11 protein-coding genes are annotated in these 13,454 nt (G+C 69.8%); 9 read left to right on the forward strand and 2 right to left on the reverse strand.

Annotated features, from left to right (window positions below):
• The first annotated feature begins 572 nt into the window (after positions 1-572).
• The 5 genes from P8A20_RS04795 to P8A20_RS04815 all read left to right on the forward strand — a co-directional run bounded on the left by P8A20_RS04795 (position 573) and on the right by P8A20_RS04815 (position 6,337).
• Entirely contained in the window at positions 573-1,892 is a 1,320-nt protein-coding gene (locus tag P8A20_RS04795; RefSeq protein ID WP_147960221.1) for a hypothetical protein, read from the forward strand.
• Positions 1,893-1,946: 54 nt separating this feature from the next.
• Positions 1,947-2,447, forward strand: coding sequence for a hypothetical protein (locus P8A20_RS04800; RefSeq protein WP_187282164.1), 501 nt, complete (start codon positions 1,947-1,949; stop codon positions 2,445-2,447).
• A 113-nt stretch (positions 2,448-2,560) separates the two neighbouring features.
• The gene (locus P8A20_RS04805; protein WP_147960220.1) at positions 2,561-4,534 is read left to right on the forward strand and encodes a HEAT repeat domain-containing protein; all 1,974 of its coding nucleotides are present in this window, start codon (positions 2,561-2,563) and stop codon (positions 4,532-4,534) included.
• Between the two features lie 297 nt (positions 4,535-4,831).
• The gene (locus P8A20_RS04810; RefSeq protein WP_306102936.1) at positions 4,832-5,620 is read left to right on the forward strand and encodes a class I SAM-dependent methyltransferase; all 789 of its coding nucleotides are present in this window, start codon (positions 4,832-4,834) and stop codon (positions 5,618-5,620) included.
• Positions 5,621-5,965: 345 nt separating this feature from the next.
• Entirely contained in the window at positions 5,966-6,337 is a 372-nt protein-coding gene (locus P8A20_RS04815; RefSeq protein WP_306102937.1) for a hypothetical protein, read from the forward strand.
• An 85-nt stretch (positions 6,338-6,422) separates the two neighbouring features.
• Here P8A20_RS04815 and P8A20_RS04820 read toward each other — a convergent pair whose 3' ends face one another.
• Positions 6,423-6,995 (reverse strand): adenylosuccinate lyase, encoded by a 573-nt coding sequence (locus tag P8A20_RS04820; RefSeq protein WP_187282163.1) that lies wholly within the window; start codon positions 6,993-6,995, stop codon positions 6,423-6,425.
• A gap of 345 nt (positions 6,996-7,340) precedes the next feature.
• Between P8A20_RS04820 and P8A20_RS04825 the strand changes: the two genes are divergently transcribed.
• Complete coding sequence (locus P8A20_RS04825) at positions 7,341-9,122, forward strand: 3-hydroxyacyl-CoA dehydrogenase family protein (RefSeq protein ID WP_147960216.1); 1,782 nt, start codon at positions 7,341-7,343, stop codon at positions 9,120-9,122.
• 91 nt (positions 9,123-9,213) lie between these two features.
• Positions 9,214-10,029 (forward strand): TetR family transcriptional regulator, encoded by an 816-nt coding sequence (locus P8A20_RS04830; RefSeq protein WP_306102938.1) that lies wholly within the window; start codon positions 9,214-9,216, stop codon positions 10,027-10,029.
• Here P8A20_RS04830 and P8A20_RS04835 read toward each other — a convergent pair.
• The gene (locus tag P8A20_RS04835) at positions 9,992-10,825 is read right to left on the reverse strand and encodes a restriction endonuclease (protein WP_306105115.1); all 834 of its coding nucleotides are present in this window, start codon (positions 10,823-10,825) and stop codon (positions 9,992-9,994) included. The two genes, P8A20_RS04830 and P8A20_RS04835, sit on opposite strands and share 38 nt — an antisense overlap.
• A gap of 125 nt (positions 10,826-10,950) precedes the next feature.
• Here P8A20_RS04835 and P8A20_RS04840 point away from each other — a divergent pair, with 125 nt between their 5' ends.
• Together P8A20_RS04840 and ccrA are read left to right on the forward strand one after the other, a co-directional pair.
• A complete protein-coding gene (locus P8A20_RS04840; RefSeq protein ID WP_306102939.1) occupies positions 10,951-11,742 on the forward strand; it encodes a GNAT family N-acetyltransferase in 792 nt (263 codons plus the stop codon).
• A gap of 367 nt (positions 11,743-12,109) precedes the next feature.
• Positions 12,110-13,447 (forward strand): crotonyl-CoA carboxylase/reductase, encoded by a 1,338-nt coding sequence (ccrA, locus tag P8A20_RS04845; protein ID WP_147960214.1) that lies wholly within the window; start codon positions 12,110-12,112, stop codon positions 13,445-13,447.
• The last annotated feature ends 7 nt before the right edge of the window (positions 13,448-13,454 follow it).

The following is a 13,454-nucleotide window of genomic DNA, read 5'->3' on the forward strand; positions in this document are numbered from 1 at the left end:
CCTCGGCCCCCTCACCGTCCTGGTGGTTCGCTCAACAGTTGTCCTCGTTCCGGGTGTTCGACGTCGCCGTACCCGCCGCACGCCTCCCTTCCCGCCTCCGCCGCAGCCGCTTCTTCGATCTCTCACCCGACGCCGACAACCTCACGGAGTTCCTCCACTACCTCAGTTCCGCCGAGGAGACCTGGCAGGACCTGGTGGCCGGTGCCCGGACCGTACTGCCCCGTGGCGGGGGCGATGAGGTGTCACGCCACGTGCCTGCGCACCCGGCAAGACCATCCGGGCCGAGCTGTGAAGGAGCCGCCGGGAGCTCGATCGGGCGGCCGCGCGACCGCCGGCTCGCCCTGCCCGTGTCTCCGTGCCCGTTTCCGAGGCCGACCGCTTCCTGCGCAGGGCGGTCGCGCGTTCGCGGATCACGTAGATTGGCGGCGTTCAGGGGGAGTTGGGTCCGTCGGCCGCAGGGCAGGCAAGAGACCAGTGATCATCAGCGTTTCCGTGCGGGTTGATCACATGAGGGTTTGCCGTTCCTGTCGGGCGTCAGCCGTACGCGGCTGTGGGCGAACAAGGGGGAGACGATGATTGACTACCGCAAGGCACCAGCCGTTCCGGTGTGGACACTCGCGACGGGTGACGTCCGGGTGCCCGCAGTGGCCGGGGACGGGCCGATGACGGCTGAGCGCCTGGGCGAACTTCGCAGTGTGCTTGCCGCCCTGGCCGACGAGCCGATCGCCACGCTTGAGGTGCATCCGCTGCCCACCGACCTCGACCGCAGCCGAGGCATCCCGCTCGATGCCGTGAGCCCCCTGGCACAGCACCTGACGCAGCTCGTCACGCAGACAGCGCGGAACTCCTCCGCTGCGGCCACGGCCACCGCCGCCGGCGAGAACCTGTACACCATGGTGGTTCCGGCGAAGGTCGCCGCCCAGCTCGGTCAGGGCACCCTTCGCCCGATGATGTCGAAGGCGGTGGCCGGTGGCATCCGCGGCCCGCTCGTGGACCCCATGGGCCGCATCGCCTCCGGCGTGACGTTCGTGCCGGTCGGGAAGGCGGCAGCGGCGGGCGCAGCCGGTGGGGCCGGTGCGACGGCCGGTGTCGCGGCCGCCGGCAGCGCGGCGCTCACCGTGGCCGCGCCGCTCGTTCTCATGGCCGTGGCGGTGGGGGTGAGCGCGCATGCGGACCGCCAGCGCCAGCAGGCCATAGAACACATCACAGAGCTGCTGGAGCAACTGCACGAAGAGAAGCTCGATGACGAGCACAGCGAACTCGACGGCTGCCGCGATGCCATCGACAAAGCCACCGCCATCCTGCTCGACCAGGGCAAGCTCGGTATTTCGCTGGGACTGGACTCGGCGGTGCATGCCATCAACACGGCGCTCGGCAGAGCTGATCGCCGTCTTGCCCGGTGGCGGAGCGCACTCGACAAGCTGCCCGACGGTGAGGCCGTCGAGATCGCCGCGCTGACCAAGTCGTTCCCCGGCGTCGACGACCAGGGAGGCACCTTCCGCGCCCACCTCGAACTCGCCGCCCTCGCCCTCGCGCTGAAGCGACGGGTCATCGTCCTGCAAGCCGTCGAGCATGCCCAGAGCGACCCTGGCAATCTGTTCGAGAGCTTCACCCGCGCACTCAGGCGCGACCAACAGCGTCTCGACGAGATGGAGTCGGGCATCGCCGGTGTCCTGGTCCGTCTGTCGGCGCTGGAGCTGGCCCGCCCGAACGGTTTGCGGCCCGTCTTCACGCCCGGTGAAGTCGATCGACTGATGCGCGCGACACACCGGATTCACCAGCTCGGTGATGGCATCACGGTCAACAGCCGCGCGACGGACGTGGCGATCGAGATCGCCCGCGACAAGGACGGCTCGGTGATCGTGTTCCCCGCGCTGCCCGTGGGGGCCTAGCTTGCCTTTGACATCAGGGCCCCGGGGTCCGGGGCGTCAAGATCGTGCCGGTGGATGGGCCAGGTCGTGCTGATCGCGTCTGTCAGGTACCCGGAACGGTGTTCGGGTTGCGGCTCGGAGCTGGAGTGCGTCGGCGTTCAGGCGTTGGTTGGAGAAAGTCTTGAATGGGACATCAGCTACCACTGCTCCGGCTGCGGCGACGCTTTGTACGAGTGCGGGCCAGGAGGAAGCTCCGTGCCGGACGACCTGCGCCGGCGTCTTCTGGCCGAGCACGGCGAGGCGCGGCTCGTACTCAGTGATCCTCGCGCCAGTTCGGTCCCTGTGATGAAGGTTCTTCGCGCCGAACTCGGCGGAGATCCGGCCCGGACGAAGAGGACACTCCAGCAGATCCGGGCTGGGCTGTTCGCAGGGACGATGCCCGAGACGACTCTTCTCGCCCACCGGCTGCGTGCCGCTGGTGTCGAGGCCGAGGTCGAGTGTCCGAAGCAGCCTGACGAGGCCCCAGCCGGTCAGCTCGCGGCTGACCTCGGGGTCCGAACGGCTCGTCGTACTTGACGGCTCGGACTGGTGACTGGCGGACGCGCAGTCGGCCTTCGTCCGAGCATGTGATCAGGCATCTCACCACGCCCGCTGCGACGACGGCTGACGTCCGACGTAGGGTCGCCCACATGTGGGCGGAAGTGGATCTGATCGACTGGGCAGCGCTGAGGCACAACTACGGGTCCGCAGAGGACGTGCCCGGACTGTTGCGCCGGTGCGCGGGGCCGGATCCGGAAGATGCGGAGCGCGCTGCGGACGACCTCCTCAATCACCTCTTCCACCAGGGTGGCTGGATATGCTCCGCCGCCCCTGCCGCGCTTCCGTTTCTGCTGCGCCTGGCCGCGAAGCCGGACGTGCCGAGCCGTCTCACGCTGCTGGAACTCGTATCGAGGCTGGCGTCCGAGTCCGTGCAGGTCGCCGAGAAGTGGGTGGATCCCGGCTGGCCATCGGCATGGGAGCGCACCTTGCCGGAGGTGCTCGTCCTGCTCGACGTGCCCGAGCCGGAGATACGGCGAGCCGCAGCCGATGTGATCGGCTCCTGCCGGAGCCCCGGTGAGCTCACTCTGCCTGCGTTGCTACGGCGCTGGCAGGCGGAGGACGATCCGGCGACGCGTCTTGACCTGGTCCTCGCACTCGGCCATGCGGTGCTCCAGGAACCGGCCGGCGAACATGGCCCCGGGGTCCGCACCTTGCTCCGCGGGCTGCTCGATGCCCCGGAGGCGCAGATACGCCTGGCAGCGGTGCACGCGATCGCCCCGGCCGACCCGGCCCTTCCGGTGCAACAGCTGGGCCTGCTGCTGGACGCGGTACGGGATCCGAGCGTCGAATTGTGGCAGCACACCAGCGCGGTGGAGACCGGTGTACGGGGTGTCCACCACTGGACGGCTGCGCTGCTCACCGGCCCGTCTCCCTCTTTCACACTCGGCCTGCTGGATGACCACCCCGATGTCGAACAGCGGATCGGAGGCCTGGCCCGTGCCGGCGGGCTGCTGGCCCAGTGGCGCTCACCTGCCAGCGCGCTCCTTCCACGCCTCGTGGCACGGTTGGACGACCCCGCAGCCGAGGTCCGTTTCCGGGCGGTCGAGCTGCTGGCCTGTCTGGGTCCGGCGGCCGCGGCTCACGCGGATGAGGTCGCCGCGCTGATCGGCGACACCGGTGCCCGGACCACACGCAAAGGGGAGACCGTCGCCGAGGCGGCCCTATGGGCGCTGGCCCGGATGAACGACCCCCGCTGCGTGCCGGGCCTGATCGACGCGGCGGCTCACCCACGATCCGGTTTCGCTTCGAATTCTGCTCACTACCCCTCCGCCGACTGGCATTACGCAGTCCTCCCCGCGCTCCACGAGGTCGTCGGCCACCTTCCCGACCATGCCGGCCTGCTGCTTCCCATGATCTGCGGCCGGCTCGACACCGCTACGGACGGCCACGTACTCAGCTCGTACTGTCAGGTGCTCGCTGACTGGGGCCCCGCTGCCGATGCAGCGGTTCCACAACTGCTCGGCCTGCTGGAGGACGACCGGACCTGGACCGCAGCAGCGGAAGCGCTCGCAGGAATCGGAAGAGCCGGGAACGGGGCGGCGGAACTTCTCCTGGCCCGGTCGTCCGTTCCCGGGGAGCACACGGAACTCGCGGCCTGGGCCTACTGGAAGGTCGGTGGCGAACCCGGCCCCGCCCTGGAAGCACTTGGACGAACGGTCGCGGGGAGGGGCTTCCCACGCCCTGCGCTGCAGATGCTCGCCGACCTGGGCACGCACGCCGCCCAGCACGCGGACCGGCTCCGGACCATGACCTCCGATACCGAACCATGGACCCGTGTCGAAGCAGCACACGCCCTGTGGGCAGCGACCGGTGACACCGAGAGCTCCATACCGGCGCTGATGACTGCCGTACGGGGGGCGGCCGACGGTACATGGCTGCCGGTCATGCTCCCCGCAGCGCGGTACCTGGCCCGAATCGGCCACGCCGCCCGGCCCGCCGCCGAGCTCCTGCGAGGTGTGCCGAACCTTGATCAGCGGCTTCGCAGCAGCGGCGGCTGGCTGGGCTTCGTCCAGGACGAAGCCTTCAGCACTGCTGTCCGCGAGCTGCTCGCCGCGTGCGACTGACGCGTCGGCCACAGCGATCGGGACGGTTGCGATTCTGCCGGTGCCGAATGAGACGGCCCGAGGGCTGCCGCAGCCGTGCACTCCACTCCGCAGTGTGCGCTGAGCACCGCGAGAAGGACGCGCAGGCGGATGCCGGCCCAGCGCTGCGGCTGCCCGCATCGACGGCAGGGGTCTGATGAGCTGAGGGACCTGCCCGAAATTCGCTGAGTCGAGCCACAGTTGCAGGCGGGCTCTGTGGGCACGCATATTGATCGTAGGGCCAGGAACCGATCTACTGCAGCACACGTCTCCCGCACCATGACCTCAAGCGAGCACCAAGAGCACACGTTTTCCACCAGGCTGGTTTCACCGTCCTCGGTGAGTGTGGATCCGTCGAAGGTCAACGACTACAACAGCTTCGCCGAGGCGTACACGGCCGCGAACGAAACCAACCTGGTCAATGCCTACTACGAGCGTCCCGCGATGCTGGCCCTCGCCGGACACGTGGCCGGCCTGCGGATCCTCGACGCCGGCTGTGGCTCGGGGCTCCTGTTCGCCGCGCTGCGCGACCGTGGCGCCATTGTGAGTGGCTTCGACTCCAGTGCCGGGATGCTGGGGCTGGCCCGGCAGCGGCTCGGCGACGGTGGGGACCTGCAGGTGGCGGAGCTGGGCAGCCCGCTTCCCTACCCTGATGACACGTTCGACGATGTAGTGGCGTCGCTGGTGCTGCACTACCTGGAGGACTGGGGGCCGGCGCTGGCCGAGCTGCGACGCGTACTCAGGCCCGGCGGTCGGCTGATCGCGTCTGTCGACCATCCCTTTGCCGTCAACCTCATTCACCGTGAGGCCGGCCGCGAGGCCGAGTGCGACTACTTCGACACCACCAAGTGGACCGTGGAGTGGAGCATGGGCGGCCAGACCACCCTGGTGAGTCGCTGGAACAGGCCGCTGCACGCGATGATCGAGGCTTTCACCGGGGCCGGTTTCCGGATTACGGTCATCAGCGAGCCGGAGCCTGATCCCGCCGCCCGCGAGCTGTTCCCCGAGGCCATCGCGGCCGAGCCGCGCTTCCTGTGCTTCCTGTTCTTCGTACTGCAAGCGGATTAGTACTCCGGTGTGCAGTCTCTCGATGGCCCAGGGCGACGACGGCCAGTACCGCAGCGCCTGACGCAGGCGGCCGCCGCGAGATGATCAGGAGTTGTGTGGGCTTCTGAAGATCGTGCGGTAGCCGCGGGCCATGATCCATAATGCAGGCCCTGCCCGCTGGCGGGCGATGCTCGACCAGGTCATGGCCCGCATCGCAGGCCGGTTCGGGCGAGTTGAGCCGCGAGCCATGGCCCGCCCTTACCTGCTCGGGCTGCTATCGAGCGTCGAGTGGAAGGACTGCTGGCAGCCAGGCCGTTTCCTTCGGAACACCTCAGCGATCTTGTCCGGCCTGGATACGGTGATGGCATGACGACAATCCTGCGGCACCCCCGACCTGGATTCATGTGGGATTGGTGGGCAGTGGACGCTCAGGGCTTCCTCGTACAGTTCAGTGGCGGGCCAGCTCCCGAGCATCTACTGGCGCATGTGGATCGTGTCGACGCCGCGGCTGCGTGGGCCGAGGAGAACTGTCCCGCGTGGTTCAACGATGCTCCCCCGTCGCTTCACGCCTTCAACTGCAACGGCGAGCTGCCGGTCTACACCCGCAACAGCGTCCCGGACTCCCCGTTGCGACTGTCCGACACCCCAGTAGCCATCGCCGACGCCGCGGCGCTGGTTGAACTGAACAAGACAGTGGGAGACACCTGGACCGTTTACCTCGACCAGGGATGGGTTTAGGCACCCGGCTGTAGTCACCTCGCCGACCAGATGAAATGGCGGCGACGCCATTCGGCTGCGGTCCCCTTGCACACCGCCCGCCCCCTCAGCCCGCCGGCAGCCGCCTGAGCGCTTCCGCCGCCGCCGTGCCGAGGCGCGGGTGCGGCAGGGCTGCCTCCAGGACGGGGCGGGCCCTGTCGTCCCCCAGGCTCCCCAGCCCCTCGACGCAGGCCAGCGCGACGCGCCAGTGCGGTTCGCCGGGGGTCAGGAGCCGGTGCAGGGTGCTGACCAGGGCGGGTACCGACTCCGGTGCACGCAGGGCGGTCAGCAGCCGGACCGGGTGCAGGGCGTAGCCCGTCCGCAGGCTGTTGGTGGCGAGCGCGGCCGCCGCCCTGGGCGTGCGGGGGTCACCGAGAAGGCGCAGGGCGTGCGCGGCGGACACGCAGCGTTCGGGATCGCGGTGGTTGAGCAGCAGGACCAGCGCCTCGAAGGCCCGGCGGTCGCCCCGGCAGCCGAGCCGGAACGCCGCGATCTCGCGTGCCCACAGCGGGCGTTCGCGCTCGACGAGCACCAGGGCAAGTTCCTCGGCGTCTTCGGTGGCGAGCAGCCTCCGGAAGTCCTCGGACCCACCTGCCTCGTCGCCGAGCCTGTTCGTCAGCGAGCGGAACTCCTCATCCATGACGGTGAGTTTAACGACGCGCACGCAGGGTGTTCACGGAACTGTGTGCCAGTGCACAGGCGGCCAGGGCTGGCGCGCTCGTTACTCGCCGGTTAGTCTCAAGTGAGCGGGACACACACCCGCCGGCTCCGGTGGCCTGGTGACGCAGCCACCCGGAGTGCATGTCGGTTCGGCAGTTCGTGAGACGTGGCTCGGGACAGAGCCCGTCACCCCTCCCCGAGTGCCACGCGCACCCGGGACCGTGCACCACGACACGCAATTCCCGCACATCGAGCGCCGGTTGATCCAGATACACACGCGCGCCGCCGTGCTCCTCACAGTCGTCACTCACCCTGGAGTCCCGTGATGGACACCCCTCTCACCACCATTGCCGTCGTCGGCCTCGGCACCATGGGCACCGGCATCGCCGAGGTCCTGGCCCGTGCGGGCCGCGAGGTCATCGGAATCGACATCAGCGAGGCCGCGGCCCGGCAGGCCGTCGCCTCCCTGGAGGCCTCCACCGCGCGCGCCGTGCGCCGTGAGCGGATCACGGAGCAGGAGCGGCGGGACGTCCTCGCCCGGTTCCGTACGTTCACCGATCTGCAGGCCGCCGCGGACGCGGAGCTGGTCATCGAGGTCGTGCCGGAGACGTACGAGATCAAGCAGCAGGTCTTCCGGGAGCTCGACGCGGTGGTCTCCCCCACCACGATCCTGGCGACGGGGACGAACGCCCTGTCCGTGACCCGGCTGGCAGCCGAGTCGCAGCACCCGGAGCGCGTCCTCGGCCTGCACTTCTTCAATCCGGCGCCGGCCATGAAGCTCGTCGAGGTGGTCTCGTCGGTGCTGACCGCTCCGCCCGCCGTGGAGAGCGTCACCCGGCTCGCCCGTGAGCTGGGCAAGGAGCCGGTCGCCGTCGGTGACCGTCCGGGCTTCGTCGCGGACGGTCTGCTGTTCGGCTATCTCAACCAGGCCGCGGCGATGTACGAGGCGAGCTACGCCTCCCGTGAGGACATCGACGCCGCCATGAAGCTCGGTTGCGGACTGCCGATGGGCCCCCTGGCACTGCTCGACCTGATCGGCATCGACACGGCCCGCACGGTCCTGGAGGCCATGTACTCCGCGTCCCACGACCGGCTGCACGCCCCGGCTCCGGTGCTCGGGCAGCTCAGCGAGGCCGGTCTGACCGGCCGCAAGACGGGGCGTGGCTTCTACACCTACGACGCGCCCGGCGGCCAGACCGTGGTGCCGGACGCCCTGACCCCGAAGGAGAGCGCGGGCGCGGTCGCCGGGCGGACCGTGTCCTCGGTGGGTGTGGCCGGCTCGGGAACGATGGCTTCGGGCATCGCCGAGGTGTTCGCGAAGGCCGGGTACACAGTGGTGCTCGCCGCACGCAGCCAGGAGAAGGCGGACACGGCCAAGGCTCGGATCGCGAAGTCCCTGGGACGTTCGGTGACCAAGGGCCGGCTGACCGAGGAGGCCCGGGACGGGACGCTCGCCCGGATCACCGCGTCGGGTTCGCTGGACTCCTTCGCCGACGTCGATCTCGCGGTCGAGGCGGTCGCCGAGGACCTGGAGATCAAGCAGCAGCTCTTCACGACCCTCGACAAGGTCTGCAAGCCGGGCGCGGTGCTCGCGACCACCACCTCGTCCCTGCCGGTCGTTGCGGTCGCCCGGGTGACCTCCCGCCCCGAGGACGTCGTGGGGATGCACTTCTTCAACCCGGCGCCCGCGATGAAGCTGGTCGAGGTGGTCCGCACCGTGCTGACCGCCGACGACGTGCACGCCACGGTCCGCGAGGTCTGCGTGAAGGTGCGCAAGCACCCGGTCGACTGCGGTGACCGGGCCGGCTTCATCGTGAACGCGCTGCTGTTCCCGTACCTCAACAACGCGATCAAGATGGTCGAGGAGCACTACGCGTCGCTGGACGACATCGACGCGGCGATGAAGCTGGGCGGCGGCTACCCGATGGGCCCATTCGAGCTCCTGGACGTCGTCGGTCTGGACGTCTCGCTCGCAATCGAGAAGGTCCTGCACAGCGAGTTCCGCGATCCGGGGCTCGCTCCGGCACCGCTCCTCGAACACCTGGTGGCCGCGGGCTGCCTCGGCCGCAAGACGGGGCGCGGCTTCCGCGAATATGCCCGCCGCTGATAGCGGTGCAGGGTGGGGCGGGTTGCTGGGGCCTTCGGGCGACCCGCCCCCACGGGCGCACCAACCTGCACCGATGGGTTACGTTCACTGCATGTCCCAACCCGCCAAGTCCCCCCGTTCCTCCGCCGCGACGGACGCCCCGGAAACCGCCGCCGGTACCCGGGCCGCCGCCCAGCGACTCAAGATGCGCCGTGAACTGGCCGCCGCGGCGATGGAACTGTTCGCCACGAAGGGGTACGAGGCGACGACGGTCGACGAGATCGCGGGGGCGGCCGGGGTCGCCCGGCGCACGTTCTTCCGCCACTTCCGGTCCAAGGAGGAGGCCATCTTCCCGGACCACGACGACACCCTCGTCAGGGCCGAGGCCGTCCTCAACGCCGCCCCCGCGCACGAGCACCCGCTCGACACCGTGTGCCGCGGCATCAAGGAGGTCATGAAGATGTACGCGGCGAAGCCCGCGGTCTCCGTGGCGCGCTACAAGCTGACGCGCGAGGTGCCCACGCTCCGCGAGGCCGAGATCGCCTCGGTGGCCCGCTACGAGCGGCTGTTCACGCGCTACCTGCTGGGCCATTTCGATGAGCGCGACCACCACGTGGGCAATGACGACCCGCTGCTCGCGGAGGTCGCCGCGTCCGCCGTGGTGACCGCGCACAACCATGTGCTGCGGCGCTGGCTGCGCGCGGACGGCCAGGGCGACGTCGAGTCGCAGCTCGACCACGCGTTCGCGATCGTCCGGGACACCTTCGGTACGGGGATCGGGGCGGGGCGGACCCCGGGGGGCGAACCTGCGAAGACCCCGGCCGCGTCGGTGTCCAGGGAGGGTGAGGTGCTGGTCACCGTGGCCCGCACCGACGCTCCGCTCGACGAGATCATGCGCACGATCCAGCAGGCCCTGAAGGAGCACTGAGCGGCGCCTCGGGCAGCTCGTCCTCGAAGGCGGGCCCCTCGACGGCAGGCTCCACGGCAGCCGTCCCGTGCCAGGGTGGCGGCGCGGCGCCCTCGCTCCACGCACCGAGCTCGTCCGGGCCGAGGCAGAGGATCCCGCACTGCTCGGCGTACTCCAGGGCGGGTCCGGTGAAATCTCCTGTGGAGACGACAACGGCTACGTCGGCCTCGTGCACGGCGTAGCAGGTGCCTCCGAAGCGCTGGAGGTCCTGCGAGCCGACCTTGTTGTCGGCCGTGTACCTCTTGCACTGCACGACCAGGCGGCGCCCGTCCGGCGTCGTGGCGACCACGTCCGCGCCGAGGTCACCCGCGCCGCCGACGACCTCGGCGTCCGGGCAGCCGTCGCGCCGGCAGAGTGCGGCCACGGCCTCCTCGAACTCGTACGGATCCATGGCCGCGTAGTCGACCGGCAGCGGGCGCGGCAGCGGATCGGTGGCCTGTACGGCAGCGGCCTCGGCCTGCTCCTCCAGGGCGGCGTCCACGACGTCGTAGGCGGTCTCGACCACCAGCGTCGCGGCTCTCGCGGCCCGCCTGCGGCTTCGCCGCCTGCGCAGGAGCGCGACGGTCCCCGCCACCAGCAGGACCGTGAGGACGACGGCGGCGACCGGATGCCGTTCGGCGCTCCGCAGGGCGGTGCGCAGCGCGAGGCCGCCCCCGGCGAGCAGGATGCCGGCGAGGACGAAGCCGAAGGCCGTCCGCCGGACGTCGAATTCCGGTCTGCGCCCGTTCCGCATTCCCCCGCGCGCCCGTATGCCCATCGCGTACCACCCCAGCCCGTCACGTTCCGTCAAGATCACTTCCGTGTGCCCCCAGGGCGCCGGTTGACGCGGTGTCATCGGAAAACCCGGTGGTCAGCAGCGGTCCCACGTGCTCGGATGCGCGCATGGAAGCTGACGAGATGCTGGCGCTGTTCGACCACGAGATGCGCGAACACGCCCGGCCGGACGGCCCCGGCACCCACGTCGAACGGGTGGGTGACGTGGTGCGGCAGACCGGCGGCGCCGACGACTGGAACGGGGTCCTGTGGACTGCCCCCGACCTCTCCCCCGGCCACGCGGAGTCGGAGATCGCCGCACAGGTGGAGCACTACACCGCCCGTGGCCTCGGCGAGTTCGAGTGGAAGCTGTACGCGCACGACGGCCCGGCCGAGCTGGGCGCGCTCCTCACCGCCGCCGGCTTCGAGGCGGAGCCGACGGAGACGCTGCTGGTGGCGCCGGTGGCGGGCCGGGCCGCGCCGGTGGAGCTCCCCGAGGGCGTCCGACTGCGGAACGTGACCGACGCGGCCGGGGTCGAGCTGATGGTCCGGGCCCATGAGCTGGCCTTCGGCACCGACGGTTCACGGCTGCGCCACCGGACGCTGGCCCGTCTCGACGCCGACCCGGACACGTTCGCCGCGGTGGTCGCCATGGCCGGCGACGAACCGGTGAGTTCGGCCCGGATGGAGATGCACCCCGGGACCGGCTTCGCCGGGCTGTGGGGAGGCGGGACCGCGGCGCCCTGGCGGGGCAGGGGGATCTACCGTGCGCTGCTCGCCCACCGGGCCCGTATCGCCGCCCTGCACGGCTACCGCTTCCTCCAGGTCGACGCGACGGACCTGTCGGCCCCGATCCTGCGGCGGCTCGGCTTCACGGCCCTGGGCGCTACGACGCCGTACGTGTACCGCACCGCGCCGTAGCGCCCGGAAAAGAGGGTGGACCAAGACATTCCGCCCATGATGTTGCTCATGCGTGCCTACGAGATGACAACTGAGAGAAATTGTTGGCACTGGGTGCCTTGCCACCTGTCACGCAGTGCCATACGTTGAAGACGTCCGGGCGGCCGGCGTACAGAGATCTCTCGTACGCCGGCTGTCCCCGCAGACCACGTGTCGGCGCGCCCGGACGCCTGCGTCACAGGCAAACCCTTCTGCTCCACCGAGCAGGCACACAGCATCACCCGCCGAACCGACGGCACACCTCCACACCGCACCGTTCCCCTGACCACAGGGGTCCTCCGAGCGTTTCCCTCGACGCCCGGAGACCCGATCTGCCGGAGGCATCACCGTGAAGGAAATCCTGGACGCGATCCAATCGCAGGACAGCACGGCCGCGGACTTCGCGGGCCTGTCCATCCCCGAGTCGTACCGCGCGGTGACCGTGCACAAGGACGAGGCCGAGATGTTCGCCGGTCTCGCCACCCGCGACAAGGACCCCCGCAAGTCGCTGCACCTGGACGAGGTGCCCGTGCCCGAACTCGGTCCGGGTGAGGCGCTCGTCGCCGTCATGGCCAGCTCGGTGAACTACAACTCCGTCTGGACCTCCATCTTCGAACCGGTCTCGACCTTCGGCTTCCTGGAGCGTTACGGCAAGCTCAGCGAGCTCACCAGGCGCCATGACCTGCCGTACCACGTCATCGGTTCGGACCTGGCGGGTGTCGTCCTGCGCACCGGCGCCGGAGTCAACGCGTGGAACCCGGGCGACGAGGTCGTCGCGCACTGCCTCTCGGTCGAGCTGGAGTCCTCCGACGGCCACAACGACACGATGCTCGATCCCGAGCAGCGCATCTGGGGCTTCGAGACCAACTTCGGCGGCCTCGCCGAGATCGCGCTCGTCAAGTCCAACCAGCTGATGCCGAAGCCCAAGCACCTCAGCTGGGAGGAGGCCGCCTCCCCGGGCCTGGTCAACTCGACCGCGTACCGCCAGCTCGTCTCGCGCAACGGCGCCGGCATGAAGCAGGGCGACAACGTGCTGATCTGGGGCGCGAGCGGCGGACTCGGCTCCTACGCCACCCAGTTCGCGCTGGCCGGCGGCGCCAACCCGATCTGCGTCGTCTCCAGCGACCAGAAGGCGGAGATCTGCCGGAAGATGGGCGCGACCGCGATCATCGACCGCAACGCCGAGGGCTTCAAGTTCTGGAAGGACGAGCACAACCAGGACCCGCGCGAGTGGAAGCGCTTCGGCAAGCGCATCCGTGAACTCACCGGCGGCGAGGACGTGGACATCGTCTTCGAGCACCCGGGCCGTGAGACCTTCGGCGCGAGCGTGTACGTCACCCGCAAGGGCGGCACGATCGTCACCTGCGCCTCGACCTCGGGTTACAACCACGAGTACGACAACCGCTACCTGTGGATGTCGCTCAAGCGGATCATCGGCTCCCACTTCGCCAACTACCGCGAGGCGTGGGAGGCCAACCGCCTGATCGCCAAGGGCAAGATCCACCCGACGCTCTCCAGGGTCTACTCCCTGGAGGACACCGGCCAGGCCGCGTACGACGTGCACCGCAACCTGCACCAGGGGAAGGTCGGCATCCTCGCGCTGGCACCCCGCGAGGGACTGGGCGTGCGCGACACGGAGCTCCGCGAGCAGCACATCGACGCCATCAACCGCTTCCGCAACGTCTGAGGTCCAC

Origin of the sequence: Streptomyces sp. Alt3, assembly GCF_030719215.1 — a bacterium.
GTDB lineage: Bacteria > Actinomycetota > Actinomycetes > Streptomycetales > Streptomycetaceae > Streptomyces > Streptomyces glycanivorans.

Coding starts and splice junctions, on each gene's coding strand:
- P8A20_RS04810 (WP_306102936.1), top strand. CDS start 4,832: ATGACCTCAAGCGAGCACCAAGAGCACACGTTTTCCACCAGGCTGGTT.
- P8A20_RS04800 (WP_187282164.1), top strand. CDS start 1,947: ATGGGCCAGGTCGTGCTGATCGCGTCTGTCAGGTACCCGGAACGGTGT.
- P8A20_RS04830 (WP_306102938.1), top strand. CDS start 9,214: ATGTCCCAACCCGCCAAGTCCCCCCGTTCCTCCGCCGCGACGGACGCC.
- P8A20_RS04835 (WP_306105115.1), bottom strand. CDS start 10,825: ATGGGCATACGGGCGCGCGGGGGAATGCGGAACGGGCGCAGACCGGAA.
- P8A20_RS04805 (WP_147960220.1), top strand. CDS start 2,561: ATGTGGGCGGAAGTGGATCTGATCGACTGGGCAGCGCTGAGGCACAAC.
- P8A20_RS04815 (WP_306102937.1), top strand. CDS start 5,966: ATGACGACAATCCTGCGGCACCCCCGACCTGGATTCATGTGGGATTGG.
- P8A20_RS04795 (WP_147960221.1), top strand. CDS start 573: ATGATTGACTACCGCAAGGCACCAGCCGTTCCGGTGTGGACACTCGCG.
- P8A20_RS04820 (WP_187282163.1), bottom strand. CDS start 6,995: ATGGATGAGGAGTTCCGCTCGCTGACGAACAGGCTCGGCGACGAGGCA.
- P8A20_RS04840 (WP_306102939.1), top strand. CDS start 10,951: ATGGAAGCTGACGAGATGCTGGCGCTGTTCGACCACGAGATGCGCGAA.
- P8A20_RS04825 (WP_147960216.1), top strand. CDS start 7,341: ATGGACACCCCTCTCACCACCATTGCCGTCGTCGGCCTCGGCACCATG.